Below are 15,174 nucleotides of genomic sequence, written 5' to 3'. Positions count from 1 at the left end.
TCGCGAAACAGGCGGTCGATGACGACGCTTCGCGTCACCGGCCGCCCGGTCTCGACCATGATCGCGCGCACCACGCCGTCGGTACGGAAGAAGGCAGCTTCCAGCCGCCGCGCCCCCTTGCCCTGCTTCTCCATGGAGGTAACAAGCATATCGGCGAGCCGCGACAGCGTCATCGCGATCATGGTGTCGGTCGCGATCGGCTCGGCAAAACGTTTTTCCACGATGTAGTCAGGCAGCGGCTTGCGCGGACTGATCGGCGCATCGCCCTGCCCCAGCGCATGCGCGAGCAGCGTGGAGAACCGGGCGCCGAAGCGTGCCGTGATCTCGTGCGGCTCGCGCGAAGCGACATCGCCGATGGTTTTCAGTCCCGCACGGCGCAGGCCGACGGTGATGGCTTCGCCCGCGCCGAGCGCGGAGACCGGAAGCCGGCTGACCGCCTCCACCTCTCCGCCATCGGCGACGATGGTGCTGGGTGCCTGCCGCGTCAGCGTCCGCGCGCAGACCGAGGTCGAGGCAATCGCCGCGCTGACGGCAAAGCCTTGGCGGGCAAGCGAACGGACGAGCGTCTGCAACAGCGCAGCTTCGCCGCCGAACAGATGCGCGCAGCCGGTGATGTCGAGGAACAGCCCATGTGGCGGATCGAGTGCCACCAGCGGCGTGAAGCGGTCGCACCAGTCGGCGATGTCGCTGAGCGTTTTTGCATCGGCCACGACATCGGCGTCGAACACCTTCAGGTCCGGACACATCGCCCGCGCATTCGCCAGGGGCAGGCCGATGTGCAGGCCGAGGCGCTCGGCGGCTTCGTCGAGCGCATGGATCACCAGCGCGTTGTTCTCCTTGGCGACGACGATGCTGGGCTCATCGTTGCGTTTTGACGCGTTTTCCTCACGCGAACCGGCATCCACTTCGCTTGAAAACGCTTTGTCTTTACCCAGCCCGCCGTTGAAGAACCGCTTGATCCGGTCGATGGGCAGGCGCGGCAGCCATAGGCTGAGGATACGCCGACGGTTCACTGAACAGGCACTCATCACATTTCCATTCCATGATCCACCGGCCGCAAGGGCCATGACGATTTCGGAGAAGCTCGGCATCGAAGCGCGGCGCGCCCCAGGCACTCCAAGGCGCCGCAGGCATTGAAGCCGACCCCGGCGGCGAATGCGCCGCGCGCAGCATCCATCGTGTCTCCGCGGTCGAGGGCAGCGGCTGCGCCGCCATCCGCAGCAAGAGCCCGGTTACGCCCGAGGCTTGCGCGGCGAGCGTCAGCTTGCGGCTCGCCACGAGATCGAACTGTCTTGTCTCGCCCCAGAGCTCGAGCACGACGGCGCCCAGCGCATCGCAGGCGAGCGCATCGGCGGACGTACGCAACGCGCTCTCCACATCGGCGGCGCGCACCATCACCACGCGGCGCGGATCGAGACCGAGCTCGGCGAGCCCACTCATCGACAGCGCGCCCGTTTCAACTTCCGAAAAATCCTGCCGCACCCATAGCAGCGGCCGGCGTGCGGTCACGCGGCCCGCAAGGCCGGTGATAAAACCCGTCGCGGCCGCGCCCTGGCGGCCCTCGCAAAACACTTCGTGGATCGCTGCGCGCGCGAGCCCACCTTGCAACGCGCTATCGGCCTCGCTGTGGCCGAGCGCCACGCGATCGCGATGATGCGCGGCCTCCGCCATCTCGATGCGCTCGATCTGGCCGCGCAAGGTCGCAAGCGCGCTTCTACGTGCGCCGCTCATGCTCGCCGCTCCTTCAGAGGTGATTGCCGATGTTCTCAAAAAGAAAACCTGCGGCTGGCTCATTTGTTCATGATATGTTCTAATATAAAGCTAACGGTGCCCCCGGAGTCAACCGAATTGGCGCCTCAGCGGATTCATGAGCGGAATCAAGAGGATTCAAGTGCCATGTACCTCATCACCCTCGACAGCGAGACCGATTTCGACGGCTGGCGCAAAATCGCACGCGCGCTCGCGCTGCACCACGTCGCTCCGGCCGACGTGACGTGGAGCATGCAAGGCCCTGCGAAAGACGAGGTGCCGCCCGGCCTGTGCGAAGCGCCCAGCCTTCCGCCGATCGAGACCGACAACACCTTCAGCGTGCCGGCCAATTTCATCGAGCTCGCCCGCGTCGCGGTCCTGCATCGCAACAGTGAGCGCTTTGCGCTGCTCTATCGCCTGCTGTGGCGGTTGCGGAGCGACCATGATCTGCTCGAGACCAGAACTGATCCCGACGTCGCGATAGCCACCGCGATGGCGGGCAGCGTGCATCGCGACGTGCAGCGAATGCGCGACGTCGTCCGTTTCCGCGAGATCGGACGCGAGCACAAGGCGCACTACGCCGCCTGGTTCGTGCCGGAGCATCACATCGTCGAATTCGCGGCCCCCTTCTTCGCGCGCCGCTATGCCGACATGCCCTGGTCGATCCTCACGCCCGACATTTGCGCCCATTGGGACGGTCACGCGATCTCCTTCACGCCGGGGATCAGCCAGACAGAGATGCCCGCACCAAACCGTCTGGAGGAAACCTGGCGCCGCCACTTCCAGCCGGACCGGCCGATCGCACCGGAAGCGCCGAAGAGACGCCGGAGGAACCTGTCGGAAGCCTCGATACTTGAACCTCTGCTCTCAGATGCCGAACGCTGGACCGGCGGAAGGATCAACCCGCCTCGGGAGCCCGCCATGACACGCAAATCCGCCACCGACGATCTCAAAACGCTCCGCGAGGACGCCGCCCATTGCCGCGCCTGCCATCTCTACAAGGATGCAACGCAGACCGTGTTCGGCGAGGGCCCGAAGTCCGCCAATATCATGCTGGTCGGCGAGCAGCCCGGCGACAAGGAGGACCTTGCCGGCCATCCTTTCGTCGGCCCGGCCGGCCAGATGCTCGACCGCGCGCTGGAGGAAGCCGGCGTTGACCGCAAGAAGGTCTATGTCACCAACGCGGTGAAGCACTTCAAATTCGTGCCGCGCGGAAAGGTCCGCCTGCACCAGAAGCCGAACACGCCGGAGATCCGGGCGTGCCGGCAATGGTATGAGCGGGAACTTGCAGCAATCCAGCCTGATCTCGTCGTAGCAATGGGCGCGACCGCCGCGCAAAGCGTGTTCGGCAAGATCACGTCGATCGGCAAGAACCGCGGCCGGCTGATCGACCTTCCCGACGGCCGCAAGGCCCTGGTTACGGTGCATCCGTCCTATCTGTTGCGGCTCCCTGATCCCGAGTCCAAGGTGCTGGAATATCAGCGCTTTGTTGAAGACCTGAAGATCGCCGCCGGTTTGCAGAAAAAGTCCGCCCGCGCCGCCTGACGGCCTCCCTTGCATAGCAATCGACGGTGGAGAGGCCCCCGTCATTTCAACTGTTCGTCAACCATTTCAACTGGCTGTCACATGCCGCGCGCAAAATCGGGGCCTTGGGACAGGAGAAATTCCAATGAGTGATGTTGCTTTGCCTGGCTCCATTGAGCCAGCCTTGCGTAGGGGGCCCGACCTCGACCGCGGATTCCATCCGCTCACCGGCGTGATTTATATGGGGGTCATCGCCGCTGCCCTGCTCTTCGTGGCCTACAGCATCTGGGTCGACGTCGATGCGACTGGCACGCAGGTCAAGACCATCGCGCCCTTCCTCCTGCTCTTTATCGCGCTTTTGATCGCGCTTGGCTTCGAGTTCGTGAATGGCTTCCACGACACCGCCAATGCGGTCGCGACCGTGATCTACACGCGCTCCCTGCCCGCCCACGTCGCCGTGGTGTGGTCCGGCATGTTCAACCTGTTCGGCGTCCTCCTCTCGAGCGGCGCGGTCGCGTTCGGCATTGTCTCGCTGCTGCCGGTGGAGCTGATCCTCCAGGTCGGCTCCAGCGCCGGCTTCGCCATGGTGTTCGCGCTATTGATCGCGGCCATCATCTGGAACGTCGGCACCTGGTATTTCGGCTTGCCGGCCTCGAGCTCACACACGCTGATCGGCTCGATCATGGGCGTCGGCATCATGAACGCGGTCCTGCACGGCCGCAGCGGCACGTCGGGCGTCGACTGGTCCCAGGCCACCAACATCGGCAAGGCGCTCCTGCTGTCGCCGCTGTTCGGCTTCGCGCTCGCCGCCGTCCTGCTCCTGATCCTGCGCAGCGTGCTCCTGCGCGCCACGCCGGCGCTGTTCGGCGAGCCGAAGGGCGACCAGCCGCCGCCGTGGTGGATCCGTGGCATCCTGATCCTCACCTGCACGCTGGTGAGCTTCTTCCACGGCTCCAACGACGGCCAGAAGGGCATGGGCCTGATCATGCTGATCCTGATCGGCACCGTGCCGACCGCCTACGCGCTCAACCGCGCGATGCCGGCAAGCCAGATCGAGCAATTCGTCACGAACTCCGAAGCGGCAAGCAGGGTGATCGAGGCCAAGGCCGCCGGCTACAACGTGATCGGCAACCCGCGGCCCGCCGTGACCAACTACGTCGCGCAACGCGAAGTCACCGGCGGCACGTTCCCATCGCTCGCCGTGCTCGTGCGCGATATCGCAAAGCAGGTCACCACCTACGGCTCGCTCGCCAAGGTTCCCGCCGAGGCCGTCGGCAACACCCGCAACGACATGTACCTCGTCTCGGAAGCGCTCCGCTTCCTGATGAAGGACAAGGAAGCCGAGCTCAGCGCCGATGACGTCGCCGTGCTCAACGCCTACAAGGGCTCGCTCGACAGCGCCACGAAGTTCATCCCGGGCTGGGTGAAGATCGCGGTCGCCATCGCGCTCGGCCTCGGCACCATGGTCGGCTGGAAGCGCATCGTCGTCACCGTCGGCGAGAAAATCGGCAAGACGCACCTGACCTACGCGCAAGGTGCATGCGCCGAGATCACCGCGGCCGCCACCATTGCCGCCGCCGACGTCTACGGCCTGCCAGTCTCGACCACGCACGTGCTGTCGTCCGGCATCGCAGGCACGATGGCCGCCAACGGCTCGGGCCTGCAATGGGCGACGATCCGCAACATCGCCATGGCCTGGGTGCTGACGCTGCCGGCCGCGATGATCATCTCGGGCGTGCTCTACTACGTCTTCTCGCGCGTGTTCTGAGGGATCACATCACTCGAAAAACAAAGGGCCCGTGCTGATGCACGGGCCCTTTTCCATTCCGTTTCGGTGTCGAGGCTTACGACGCCGCGAGCGACTCCTCGACCAGCTTGACCCAGTAGGACGTGCCGTAGACGATCGCCTCGTCGTTGAAATTGTAGGCGGGATGATGCAGACCGGCGCTGTCGCCATTGCCGCAGAAGATGAAGGCGCCCGGGCGTGCCTCCAGCATGTAGGCAAAGTCCTCGCCGCCCATCAGGGGCGGCATCTCGTGCACGTTGGCTTCGCCCGCGACCTGCTTCGCGATGCGCGTCGCCACCTCGGTCTGCGCGGCATGATTGTTCACCACGGGATAATTGCGCTTGTAGTGCAGATCGATCGTGGCGCCAGTGATCTGCGCCACGCCAGCTACCACCTCGCGCACGCGCTTCTCGACGAGCTTGCGCACTTCCGGCGTCAGCGTGCGGATGGTGCCCCGCAGCTCCGCAGTCTGAGGAATGACGTTGCGGGCGTTGCCGGCGTGGAACTCGCAGATCGAGATAACGGCCGATTCCAGCGGATCGACGCTGCGCGCGACGATCGACTGCAATGCCGTGATCAGCTGCGCGCCGACCAGCACGGAATCGACGCATTTGTGCGGGCGCGCGGCATGGCCGCCGAGGCCCTCGATCTTGATGTCGACCTCATCGGTCGCCGCCATGATCGGGCCCCGACGGATCGCAAACGAGCCGATCGGGATGCCGGGGCCGTTGTGCATGCCGTAGACCTGCTCGATGCCGAAGCGCTCCATCAGCCCGTCCTTGACCATGGCGGCACCGCCCGCGCCGCCTTCCTCGGCCGGCTGGAAGATCACCACCGCATCGCCGGCGAAATTGCGGGTCTCGGCGAGGTAGCGGGCCGCGCCGAGCAGCATCGCGGTGTGGCCGTCATGGCCGCAGGCGTGCATCTTGCCGGGATTCTTGGATGCGTAGGGCAGATTGGTCTGCTCCTCGACAGGCAGCGCGTCCATGTCGGCGCGCAGGCCGATCGCCTTGAGCCCCTCGCCGGCCGGCTTCTTGCCCCTGATCACCCCGACCACGCCGGTCTGGCCGAGGCCGGTCACGACCTCATCGCAGCCGAACTCGCGCAGCCGGTCCGCGACGAATGCGGCAGTGCGGTGGACGTCGTACAGCAGCTCGGGGTGCTGGTGGATGTCCCGCCGCCAGGCCTGGATGTCCGGCTGGAGGTCGGCGACACGGTTCACAATGGGCATGGAGAATCTCAAGCTCTTAATTGGGAATACAGGACTGTCTACCATGCAAGCGGCAGTCCACCTAACTTCCTGGGCCCGGGGGTAGCTCTGCCCTCTCATCATGGCCGGACCTGCCGCCTTGTCTTGACCATCCACGTCCGACTAATAGGACGGAAAGCATGACGCCCGGGGCAAGCCCGGGCATGACGCCTGTTTGGGTGGAAACAGAATGCCAAGGCGGCTCGAAGGTGAGTTTGACTACATTGTCGTTGGGGCCGGCACGGCGGGCTGCATCGTCGCCAACCGGCTCTCGGCCGACCCAAAGAACCGCGTCCTGATTTTAGAGGCCGGCGGCGACGACAACTGGATCTGGTTCCACATCCCGGTCGGCTATCTCTTCGCGATCGGCAACCCGCGCTCGGACTGGATGTTCAAGACCGAGGCCGAGCCCGGCCTGAACGGCCGTTCGCTGGCCTATCCCCGCGGCAAGGTCATCGGCGGCTGCTCGGCGATCAACGCCATGATCTCGATGCGCGGACAGGCCGCCGATTACGACCATTGGCGTCAGCTCGGCATGACCGGCTGGGGCTATGGCGACGTGCTGCCGCTGTTCAAGCGGCTTGAGGACCACTTTCTCGGCGCGAGCGAGCATCACGGGGTCGGCGGCGGCTGGCGCATCGAGGCGCCGCGGCTGTCATGGGCCGTTCTGGATGCCGTCGGCGACGCCGCCGAGGAGATGGGCATCAGGCGCATCCCGGATTTCAACACCGGCGACAACGAAGGCACGAGCTATTTCCACGTCAACCAGAAGCGCGGCCGGCGCTGGTCGTCGGCACGCGGCTTCCTCAAGCCCGCGCTGAACCGTCCCAACCTGCGGCTCGAGAAACATGTACTGGTCGAGCGCCTGATCATCGAGCAGGGCCGCGCCGTTGGCGTCCGCTTCATCCAGAACGGCGAGACCATCGAGGCCCGCGCCAAGCGCGAAGTGATCCTCTCGGCCGGCTCGATCGGCTCGGTCCAGGTGCTGCATCGCTCCGGCATCGGACCTGCCGACTGGCTGTCGCCGCTCGGCATCGACGTGGTGATGGACCGCCCCGGCGTCGGCCGCAATCTCCAGGACCACCTCCAGCAGCGCGCGATCTACAAGGTCGAGGGTGTGCGCACGCTGAACGAGACCTATCACAACCTGTTCCGCCGCGGCCTGATGGGTCTCGACTACGCCTTCCGCCGCCGCGGCCCGCTGACCATGGCACCGTCACAGCTCGGTATCTTTACCCGCTCGGACGCAACGCGTGCGCGCGCCAACATCCAGTTCCACGTGCAGCCGCTGTCGCTCGACAAGTTCGGCGATCCCCTGCACCGCTTCCCCGCGATCACGGTCAGCGCCTGCAATCTGCAGCCGACCTCGCGCGGCACCGTGCGGCTGCGCGCGGCGACGCCAGACGAGAAGCCGATCATCGCGCCGAATTACCTGTCCACCGACGACGACCGCCAGGTCGCCGCCGATGCGATCCGCACCACGCGTCGTCTGATGCAGCAGAAGGCGCTCGCCAAATATCGCCCGAGCGAGTACCTGCCCGGCCCCTCCGTCGGCGACGACGATGCCTCGCTTGCAAAGGCCGCCGGCGACATCGGCACCACCATCTTCCATCCTGTCGGCACCGCGAAGATGGGAGCGGTCAACGATCCGATGGCGGTCGTGGACGAACGCCTGCGCTTCTACGGTCTTGGCGGCCTGCGTGTCGTCGACGCCTCGATCATGCCGACCATCACGTCAGGCAATACAAACACGCCGACCGCGATGATCGCGGAGAAGGGCGCGACGATGATCCTGGAGGATGCGAAGTGAATGCGTGATCCAGGCTACGACGCATCACCGCTCAACCCATGATCAATCAGCATCGCCATTCGATCGGACCAGCCGGCGCACAGATTGCGCTTGTGCAGTGGAGCGAGGGAGAGCAGCGCAAGCCACCAGCGCTTCTGCTCCACGGCACCGGTTTCGTGGCCGACGTCTGGGACGAGGTCGCGCGCGAGCTTGCGTCAACCTACACCGTCTATGCACTCGACCGTCGCGGCCACGGCGCAAGCCACAAGCCCGGCGCATATCATTTCCTGGATTACGCCGACGACGTCTGCCGGGTGATCGATGCGCTCGATCTGCACGGCGTCTACGGGATCGGCCACAGCGCCGGCGCGACGGATTTATTGCTCGCGGCGAAACTTCGACGCGGCCGTTTCACGCGCCTGTTCGTAATGGAGCCGACCGTGATGGATCCGCGCAAGGCGCGCGACGCATCGGCGGGATTGAGCGAATGGGCTACCGCCGGGGTGCAAGGCGTGCTGCGGCGCCAGGCCGAGTTCGATAGTTTTGAAGCGGTCTTCAAGCGCTACCGCGCCGCGCCGGCGTTCGCGGATTGGACCGAGACCTCGCTCTGGGCCTATGTGAAGCACGGCTTCGCGCCTCTGGAGAATGGCCGGGTGCGGCTCTGCTGCACGCCCGAGATCGAGTCGGCGATCCTGCGTCCGATCTTCGAGGCGATGGATCAGATCTACACCGGCGACGCCCGCGGAAACCCGTTCGCGTGGCTCACCCAGATCGATTGCCCCGTGCGCGTAACGACTGCCGAGACCTCGGGGGCAATCTACAAGGAGATGGCCGCTCGCGCCGAGTCTCTCATTCCGGGCGTCAGCACGCAAGCCTTCGCCGGTATCGGCCATTGCGTGGCGCAGGAAGCGCCGGCCCTCGTGGTGCAGGCCGTGCGGGAGTTTTCGGCGTAGCCCTACGGCCGCTTGCGAAACCTGAAATCGCAGCAGGCCCCGCCCTCCATGATCGTCTGGGTCCGGGACATTTCGAGCTCGTCGTTGAACCCGGCCAGCATGGCCTGGTCGCGGCTGCAGAGGACGCGGGCACCAAGATCAGCAAGCCCCAGCTCCTTGTAGAACTCGGCGTAGCGACAGCGCGTGATGTTGAAGTCGAGATGATCGTCGGACTCGTCCACCACTTCGACATCCATGCCGCCGCCGCCTGCCCAGATCTCCTGCGCCACGGCCCGCAGCGATGAAGGCCCCTTTCCATAAGTCGCAGCCCATCTCGCGCCATCCTCGACGGCGAGCCGGCGTATCGTTTCGTCAACGACTTCGCGCATCGCGCTTTCGCCGAGCCGCTCTCGCAGCACCTGAATGAACGGGATCAGCACGCGCCCTTCGATCTTCCGGCGCTGCAGGTGACTGATAGCAACTTCACTCGCATCAACCATTGTCGCTCACCTGTTTCATGGGGTCGGTCGGTTGTTTCACGCCGCCACCAACGGAGCAAACCAGATCTTCTGACGTGTTGACTTAGATTTTCTATGCCATGAAGATCGGCTTCTCCCGAGCAAAGGGCGTTCTGCGATGAGCTATCGGCTTCCTCCCCTGAACAGTCTGCGCGCGTTCGAAGCATCGGCGCGTCACCTGAGTTTCAAGCGGGCATCCGACGAGCTCTGCGTCACGCCCGGAGCCGTTAGCCAGCAGGTCAAGAGCCTTGAAGCGAGTCTTGGCGTGCAGCTGTTTCGACGCTTCCCTCGCGGCTTGCTGCTCACCGCCGAGGGCGAAAGCTACTTGCCCCTGATCAGCAATGCCTTTCGGGCGATCTCGGACGCGACGGAGCACGTCGCGCCCGCCCTCAAAGGCAGGTTCTTGCGCGTAGGTGTCTCACGCGCCCTGTCGGAGCGGCGCCATCCCGCGATCGAAGGCTTGCGACGGGGCGAGGAACGGCCCCGTACCAAGCTCATCACAACGGACGATTTGGGCAAGCTGATCGACGGCAAGCTCGACGTATTGCTCCGCACGTCCCCGCAATTCCCGCCGGGCCTGCATGCCGATCGAATAGCCTTGCCGACACCTTCCGGCCCTGCTCTCCCTGCCACACTCGTTACACTGCCGGGACTGGCCGGATGCCGGGAGGTCCGGGCGCTGCTCAAACTTCTAACGCGCGCCTAAATCCTCGGACCTTCCGGCGCTCACGAAATCGTCATCGCATCCGGGAATAAGTCCCTCCCTCCCCTAATCACCTCCCCGAAGCCCAATTCCGGGCGAGAGGAGATGCGCGATGAGCGGACACGATCATGGCGAAGACGGCGTCAGCCGCCGCAAGGTGCTGGAATGCATGACCTGGGCCGGCACCGGAGTGCTCTGGACCATCACGGGCGGCGTGCCGCGTTCGCTCGGCATCATCGATTCCGCGCAAGCCGCGACCACCCCGGGCATGACCTTCTTGCAGATCAGCGACAGCCATGTCGGCTTCGACAAGCCGGCCAATCCCAACGCGCTCGGCACGCTGGAGGAAGCCGTCAACAAGATCAACGCGATGCCGGCCAAGCCGTCGTTCATGATCCACACCGGCGACATCACCCATCTGTCGAAGACGGCCGAGTTCGACAATGCCGAGCGCATCATCTCGCAGACCAAGCTGGATGTGCACTACGTGCCCGGCGAACACGACTTCCTTGACGAGGAGGTGAAGTTCTATCGCGAACGCTACGGCCGCGGCACGAAGGGCCAGGGCTGGTACTCCTTCGACGCCGGCGGCGTGCACTTCATCGGCCTCGTCAATGTCGTCGACCTCAAGGCGGGCGGGCTCGGCAATCTCGGCGCCGAGCAGCTCGAATGGCTGGAGGACGATCTGCGCGGCAAATCGAAATCCACGCCGATCGTGCTGTTCGCCCACATCCCGCTCTGGACCGTCTATCCGCAATGGGGCTGGGGTACCGAGGACGGCGCGCGCGCTCTCGAATACGTCAAAGGTTTTGGCTCGGTCACCGTGCTGAACGGGCACATCCACCAGGTGATGCAGAAGGTCGAGGGCAACGTCACCTTCCACACCGCGCGCTCCACTGCCTTCCCGCAGCCGGCGCCGGGAACAGCCCCCTCGCCCGGGCCAATGAAGGTCGAGGACGCAAAACTCCGCTCCATGCTCGGGGTCGCCAGCGTCAACTTCACGCAGGGCGATCAGCGCCTTGCCATCATCGACACGCCACTCCAGGGCTGACGGAAGCCGACCATGAAGACGCTCACTCGCCGCGACTTCGGTGTCGCCGTGGCCGCGGCCGTTCTGCTGCCCGCCACAAACGCCCGCGCCGACGACATGGAGGTGCATATCGACAATTTCGTCTTTCAGCCGGCCGAGATGAAGATCAAGGTCGGCACCACGGTAACCTGGACCAATCGGGACGACATCCCCCACACCGTGGTGTCGGCCGGCAAGTTCAGGTCCAAGACCCTGGACACCGACGACAAGTTCTCCTTCACCTTTACGAACGCGGGCGACTACAAATATTTTTGTTCGTTGCACCCGCACATGACGGGGATGATCAAGGTTGAGTAACATCTCGAACCAAGGCATCTCCGTGCTGCCCGGCCGGTGGTCCCACGCCGGCCGGGCTCGTGCACTTTCAGTCGGACCCAGGGAAGAAACGAAGCAACCAGCAAAACAAGAGGCAAAGCGAGAGGCGATGCCCGGCACAGACGATTTGCAAAAGGCCGAACGCTTCCGCGAGGCTGCGCTGCCCTATCTCGACGACGTCTACACGCTCGCGCGCTATCTGCTGCGCGATGCCTCCGACGCCGAGGATGCGGTGCAGGAGTGCTATCTGCGCGCGCTGAAGCATTTTGACAGCTATCGCGGACCGGCGATGAAGCCGTGGCTGTTCGCGATCCTGCGCAACGTCTGCAACGCCGAATATGCAAGGCGCGCGCATTCGCACGCCGCGATCGAGGATACGCCCGGGGCCGCCGAGCAAACGCCGATGTGGCAAGAGACCGAGGCGAGCCCGGAGACTGAAGTGCTGCGCAGCCGAGATGCCGGCGCCATCCGCAAGCTGATCGATGCGCTCGCCGAACCGTTCAAGGAAACATTCGTGCTGCGGGAGATCAACAACCTGTCCTATCGTGAAATCGCCGAGGCCGTCGGCGCGCCTGTCGGCACCGTGATGTCCCGCCTCGCGCGGGCCCGCGCCATGCTGCGCGCGGCCTGGATGGCGGGAGAGGAGCACTCGAGATGACCTGCGACGAAGCAAAAATCCTGCTTCACGCGCTGCTCGACAACGAGCTCGATGCCGGCCATGCGCGCGAGATCGAGGCGCATATCGCAAGCTGCCCGGCCTGCGCCGCCGAACTTGCGGCGCAACGCGAAATGCAGCGCGTGCTCGCCGATACGAACCTGCGCTACACCGCGCCGGACAGATTGCGCGCGCGCATCGAGGCGTCGCTGCCGCAACCGCAGCGGCAACCCAGCCGGCGCTCCGTGTTGCGCGGCTTCGCGATGGGCTCGGCGGTCTCCGCCCTCGCCGCCAGCGGCGTGGTCGCCGTGGTGCTGCGCCAGGACGATCAGCAGCGCATCCTTTCGGAGGTCGTCTCCGCGCATCTGCGCTCGCTCCAGGCGGGCCACCTCACCGACGTGATCTCGACCGACCAGCACACGGTCAAGCCGTGGTTCAACGGCAAGCTCGATGTCGCCCCGCCCGTCATCGATCTCACCGCGCAGGGTTTTACGCTCGTCGGCGGCCGGCTCGATTACATCGACGCCCGCGCGATCGGCGCAGTGGTCTACCGGCGCCGCCAGCATGTCATCAACCTGTTCGTGTCGCAGACCTCTAACATCGAGTATCGCGCGCCGAAGACCGAGACCATGCAGGGCTTCAACTGCCGTCGCTGGGGCAATCGCGGCCTGAACTTCTGGGCCGTCAGCGATCTCGGCGCCGACGAGCTCACCGAATTCGTCGACAAGTTCGAGGCGGCGATGAAGGTGAATGTGGAGGGGTGACGACCCGTAGCCCGGATGGAGCGCAGCGCAATCCGGGGCGAATCTCACAAGGATTTGGATTCCCGAATTTCGCTGCGCTTCATCGCGGCTACGGAGGCTAACTAGTCGCAGCTCGGATATGACTGCTGGCGGCCGGCGATCCTCGGCAGGCGGAAGGTCTGCTCGCCCTTCCGGTTTGTCCAATTCTTGTTGTCGAAACTCCCGATCAACGCTTGGGCCGTCATCTTTCCCTTGAACGATGCGCCGGGTTGGTCAGGCTGCGCAATCTTGAAGGAGATGTCTCCGTTCTTCGGATCGACGGTTGCCGTTCCAATCTGAGGTTCAGCAAGCTCTCTCGGCAATCTGATAGACAACATAATCTCCGCCCTTGAGTCGAAGCAGAACGACTCGAGTCCCCAGGAGATCACCCGCCTCCGCGTGGTAGCAGATGTCGGAGTAAACGGTGACGCCGCTATCATCGGACGGCGCGGCGTTGGAAACCGTCACGGCAATCGACAAGATTGCGCCAGCGATCAATACATCGCGCAACTTGCTTAAAAGCGACATGTTGCCAGTCTTGTAGCCCGGACGGAGGGAAGCGCAATCCGGGGCCAATCGCACAAGTATCTGGACTCCCGGATTGCGCTTCGCTTCATCCGGGCTACGATTCCTACGCCGACCTTCTCACCGCATTATCCACCAGCGTCTTGCCGAGCGACCAGATCGCGCCGGGGACCTTGTGGCTGCCGGCGATGACGTCGTCGAAGGCGCGCTCGATCCAGTTGCAGTCTTCTTCGGTGATGGTGAGCGGCGGCAGCAGCTTGATGGTGTGGCTGCCGTGGCCGGCGACCTGGGTCAGGATCTTGTGGTCCTTGAACAGCGGCACGGTGATGAGCTGGCAGAACAGGCCCTTGTTGGCGGCCTCCAGCACATTCCAGGAGGCCCGCAGACGCAACGATTTCGGCGGGCCGAACTCGACGCCGATCATCAGCCCCTTGCCGCGCACCTCTTTCATCAGCTCGTAGCCGGGCACCATGCGCGTCAGCGCGAGGCGAAGCTCGGCGCCGCGCTTGGCGGCGGCCTCGATCAGCTTCTCCGATTCCATCACATCCAGCGTGGCTATGCCCGCGGCCATGGCTAGATCGTTCTTGGAGAAGGTCGAGCCGTGCACCACCGCACGATCCATCTGGTTGAAGATCTTGTCGAAGATGTTCTTTCGGGTCAGCACGGCGCCGACCGGCACGTGGCCGCCGGACAGCGACTTCGACAAGAGCACCATGTCGGGCTCGACGTTCCAGTGCTCGACCGCGAGGAAGCGGCCGGTGCGGCCCATGCCGGTCTGGATCTCGTCCGCGACGAACAGCGTGCCGTATTTCTTGCACAGCGCGGCAGCGCCCGACAGGAACTCGTCCGAGGGCATGTTGACGCCCTTGCCCTGGATCGGCTCGACGATGAAGGCCGCGACTTCGCGGGACGACAACGCCTTTTCCAGCGCGGCCAGGTCGTTGAACGGGACCGGGGTGCAGCCCGGCAGCAGCGGCTCGAAACCGGTGCGGAAGTTCGGATCGCCCGTCAGCGACAGCGCGCCATAGGTCAGGCCGTGATAGCCGTGGGCGCAGTAGACGATGCCCGGCCGCCCGGTGGCGCCGCGCGCGAACTTGATCGCCGCCTCGACGCATTCCGCGCCGGAATTGGCGAAGAACGCCTTGTCGAGATAGGGAACATATTTCAGGAGCCGCTCGGCAAGCACGCCGGCGAGCGTCGAGACGTCGAACTGGACGAGGTTGGGCAGGTCGGCATCGAGCACGCTCTTGAGCGCCTCGCGCATCACCGGATGATTGCGCCCGATCGCGAACACGCCGAATCCGGACAGCAGGTCGAGATAGCGGGCGCCATCGCGATCGTAGAGGTACTGCCCCTGCCCCTTCTGGAAGCCCACATCGTAACCGATGGTCTTGAGAACCCGAACGAACTGCTCGTTCAGGTACCGATTATGCAGGGCGCTGCGCTGGGCCTGACGGTCCGCGAACAGTTGGGACATGTCTGGATTTGGACTGTGCATCCGCTACATACTTCGGTTGAGGGCCGTGTCGTCAACAGAAAACGGACCGTATCTGAAAA

At 64.7% G+C, this 15,174-nt stretch carries 14 protein-coding genes and 1 pseudogene; 9 read left to right on the top strand and 6 right to left on the bottom strand.

The genetic code is table 11. The annotated features are described in order from the left end of the window. Window positions 1–1,028: pseudogene (locus tag AYJ54_RS52630) on the bottom strand (Y-family DNA polymerase); the annotation flags it as partial. Beyond that, entirely contained in the window at window positions 928–1,731 is an 804-nt protein-coding gene (locus AYJ54_RS23145; protein ID WP_063702483.1) for an ImuA family protein, read from the bottom strand. The gene AYJ54_RS23145 and the pseudogene AYJ54_RS52630, both read right to left, overlap by 101 nt. A 165-nt stretch (window positions 1,732–1,896) precedes the next feature. Here AYJ54_RS23145 and AYJ54_RS23140 point away from each other — a divergent pair, with 165 nt between their 5' ends. Both AYJ54_RS23140 and AYJ54_RS23135 read left to right on the top strand, forming a co-directional pair. Further along, window positions 1,897–3,294: a UdgX family uracil-DNA binding protein gene (locus tag AYJ54_RS23140; RefSeq protein ID WP_063702481.1), complete on the top strand. Its 1,398-nt coding sequence runs from the start codon at window positions 1,897–1,899 to the stop codon at window positions 3,292–3,294. A gap of 124 nt (window positions 3,295–3,418) precedes the next feature. Continuing rightward, the gene (locus AYJ54_RS23135; protein ID WP_063702479.1) at window positions 3,419–5,041 is read left to right on the top strand and encodes an inorganic phosphate transporter; all 1,623 of its coding nucleotides are present in this window, start codon (window positions 3,419–3,421) and stop codon (window positions 5,039–5,041) included. 76 nt (window positions 5,042–5,117) lie between these two features. On the opposite strand, the gene AYJ54_RS23130 is transcribed toward AYJ54_RS23135, so the two are convergent. Then, the gene (locus tag AYJ54_RS23130) at window positions 5,118–6,290 is read right to left on the bottom strand and encodes a M20 aminoacylase family protein (RefSeq protein WP_063702477.1); all 1,173 of its coding nucleotides are present in this window, start codon (window positions 6,288–6,290) and stop codon (window positions 5,118–5,120) included. A 208-nt stretch (window positions 6,291–6,498) separates the two neighbouring features. Here AYJ54_RS23130 and AYJ54_RS23125 point away from each other — a divergent pair, with 208 nt between their 5' ends. After that, window positions 6,499–8,118 (top strand): GMC family oxidoreductase, encoded by a 1,620-nt coding sequence (locus AYJ54_RS23125; RefSeq protein WP_063702475.1) that lies wholly within the window; start codon window positions 6,499–6,501, stop codon window positions 8,116–8,118. Between the two features lie 38 nt (window positions 8,119–8,156). Beyond that, window positions 8,157–9,050 (top strand): alpha/beta fold hydrolase, encoded by an 894-nt coding sequence (locus AYJ54_RS23120; RefSeq protein ID WP_063702473.1) that lies wholly within the window; start codon window positions 8,157–8,159, stop codon window positions 9,048–9,050. Window positions 9,051–9,052: 2 nt separating this feature from the next. On the opposite strand, the gene AYJ54_RS23115 is transcribed toward AYJ54_RS23120, so the two are convergent. After that, a complete protein-coding gene (locus AYJ54_RS23115; protein WP_063702472.1) occupies window positions 9,053–9,529 on the bottom strand; it encodes an L-2-amino-thiazoline-4-carboxylic acid hydrolase in 477 nt (158 codons plus the stop codon). Window positions 9,530–9,665: 136 nt separating this feature from the next. Between AYJ54_RS23115 and AYJ54_RS53515 the strand changes: the two genes are divergently transcribed. The 5 genes from AYJ54_RS53515 to AYJ54_RS23090 all read left to right on the top strand — a co-directional run bounded on the left by AYJ54_RS53515 (window position 9,666) and on the right by AYJ54_RS23090 (window position 13,074). Beyond that, window positions 9,666–10,253, top strand: coding sequence for a LysR family transcriptional regulator (locus AYJ54_RS53515; RefSeq protein WP_063702470.1), 588 nt, complete (start codon window positions 9,666–9,668; stop codon window positions 10,251–10,253). Between the two features lie 109 nt (window positions 10,254–10,362). Beyond that, on the top strand, window positions 10,363–11,301 hold the full coding sequence (locus AYJ54_RS23105) for a metallophosphoesterase family protein (protein WP_063702468.1): 939 nt from the start codon (window positions 10,363–10,365) through the stop codon (window positions 11,299–11,301). Between the two features lie 12 nt (window positions 11,302–11,313). Then, a complete protein-coding gene (locus AYJ54_RS23100) occupies window positions 11,314–11,637 on the top strand; it encodes a cupredoxin domain-containing protein (RefSeq protein WP_063702466.1) in 324 nt (107 codons plus the stop codon). A gap of 127 nt (window positions 11,638–11,764) precedes the next feature. After that, a complete protein-coding gene (locus AYJ54_RS23095) occupies window positions 11,765–12,313 on the top strand; it encodes a sigma-70 family RNA polymerase sigma factor (RefSeq protein WP_063702464.1) in 549 nt (182 codons plus the stop codon). Beyond that, window positions 12,310–13,074, top strand: coding sequence for an anti-sigma factor family protein (locus AYJ54_RS23090; protein WP_063702463.1), 765 nt, complete (start codon window positions 12,310–12,312; stop codon window positions 13,072–13,074). Before AYJ54_RS23095 ends, AYJ54_RS23090 begins: the two co-directional genes overlap by 4 nt. A gap of 321 nt (window positions 13,075–13,395) precedes the next feature. Here AYJ54_RS23090 and AYJ54_RS23080 read toward each other — a convergent pair whose 3' ends face one another. Both AYJ54_RS23080 and hpnO read right to left on the bottom strand, forming a co-directional pair. Beyond that, complete coding sequence (locus AYJ54_RS23080) at window positions 13,396–13,620, bottom strand: hypothetical protein (protein ID WP_063702459.1); 225 nt, start codon at window positions 13,618–13,620, stop codon at window positions 13,396–13,398. 103 nt (window positions 13,621–13,723) lie between these two features. After that, entirely contained in the window at window positions 13,724–15,115 is a 1,392-nt protein-coding gene (gene hpnO / locus AYJ54_RS23075) for an aminobacteriohopanetriol synthase HpnO (RefSeq protein ID WP_063702457.1), read from the bottom strand. Between the last annotated feature and the right edge of the window lie 59 nt (window positions 15,116–15,174).

The sequence above is a fragment of the Bradyrhizobium centrolobii genome (assembly GCF_001641635.1).
Lineage (GTDB): Bacteria > Pseudomonadota > Alphaproteobacteria > Rhizobiales > Xanthobacteraceae > Bradyrhizobium > Bradyrhizobium centrolobii.
The sequence above is the reverse complement of the archived record's forward strand: the minus strand, read 5'-3'. Positions and strand labels throughout refer to the sequence as shown.

What these genes read in the sequence shown, in the direction of transcription:
- AYJ54_RS23145 (WP_063702483.1), bottom strand. Translation starts at nt 1,731, where the DNA reads ATGAGCGGCGCACGTAGAAGCGCGCTTGCGACCTTGCGCGGCCAGATC.
- AYJ54_RS23140 (WP_063702481.1), top strand. Translation starts at nt 1,897, where the DNA reads ATGTACCTCATCACCCTCGACAGCGAGACCGATTTCGACGGCTGGCGC.
- AYJ54_RS23135 (WP_063702479.1), top strand. Translation starts at nt 3,419, where the DNA reads ATGAGTGATGTTGCTTTGCCTGGCTCCATTGAGCCAGCCTTGCGTAGG.
- AYJ54_RS23130 (WP_063702477.1), bottom strand. Translation starts at nt 6,290, where the DNA reads ATGCCCATTGTGAACCGTGTCGCCGACCTCCAGCCGGACATCCAGGCC.
- AYJ54_RS23125 (WP_063702475.1), top strand. Translation starts at nt 6,499, where the DNA reads ATGCCAAGGCGGCTCGAAGGTGAGTTTGACTACATTGTCGTTGGGGCC.
- AYJ54_RS23120 (WP_063702473.1), top strand. Translation starts at nt 8,157, where the DNA reads ATGATCAATCAGCATCGCCATTCGATCGGACCAGCCGGCGCACAGATT.
- AYJ54_RS23115 (WP_063702472.1), bottom strand. Translation starts at nt 9,529, where the DNA reads ATGGTTGATGCGAGTGAAGTTGCTATCAGTCACCTGCAGCGCCGGAAG.
- AYJ54_RS53515 (WP_063702470.1), top strand. Translation starts at nt 9,666, where the DNA reads ATGAGCTATCGGCTTCCTCCCCTGAACAGTCTGCGCGCGTTCGAAGCA.
- AYJ54_RS23105 (WP_063702468.1), top strand. Translation starts at nt 10,363, where the DNA reads ATGAGCGGACACGATCATGGCGAAGACGGCGTCAGCCGCCGCAAGGTG.
- AYJ54_RS23100 (WP_063702466.1), top strand. Translation starts at nt 11,314, where the DNA reads ATGAAGACGCTCACTCGCCGCGACTTCGGTGTCGCCGTGGCCGCGGCC.
- AYJ54_RS23095 (WP_063702464.1), top strand. Translation starts at nt 11,765, where the DNA reads ATGCCCGGCACAGACGATTTGCAAAAGGCCGAACGCTTCCGCGAGGCT.
- AYJ54_RS23090 (WP_063702463.1), top strand. Translation starts at nt 12,310, where the DNA reads ATGACCTGCGACGAAGCAAAAATCCTGCTTCACGCGCTGCTCGACAAC.
- AYJ54_RS23080 (WP_063702459.1), bottom strand. Translation starts at nt 13,620, where the DNA reads ATGTCGCTTTTAAGCAAGTTGCGCGATGTATTGATCGCTGGCGCAATC.
- hpnO (WP_063702457.1), bottom strand. Translation starts at nt 15,115, where the DNA reads ATGCACAGTCCAAATCCAGACATGTCCCAACTGTTCGCGGACCGTCAG.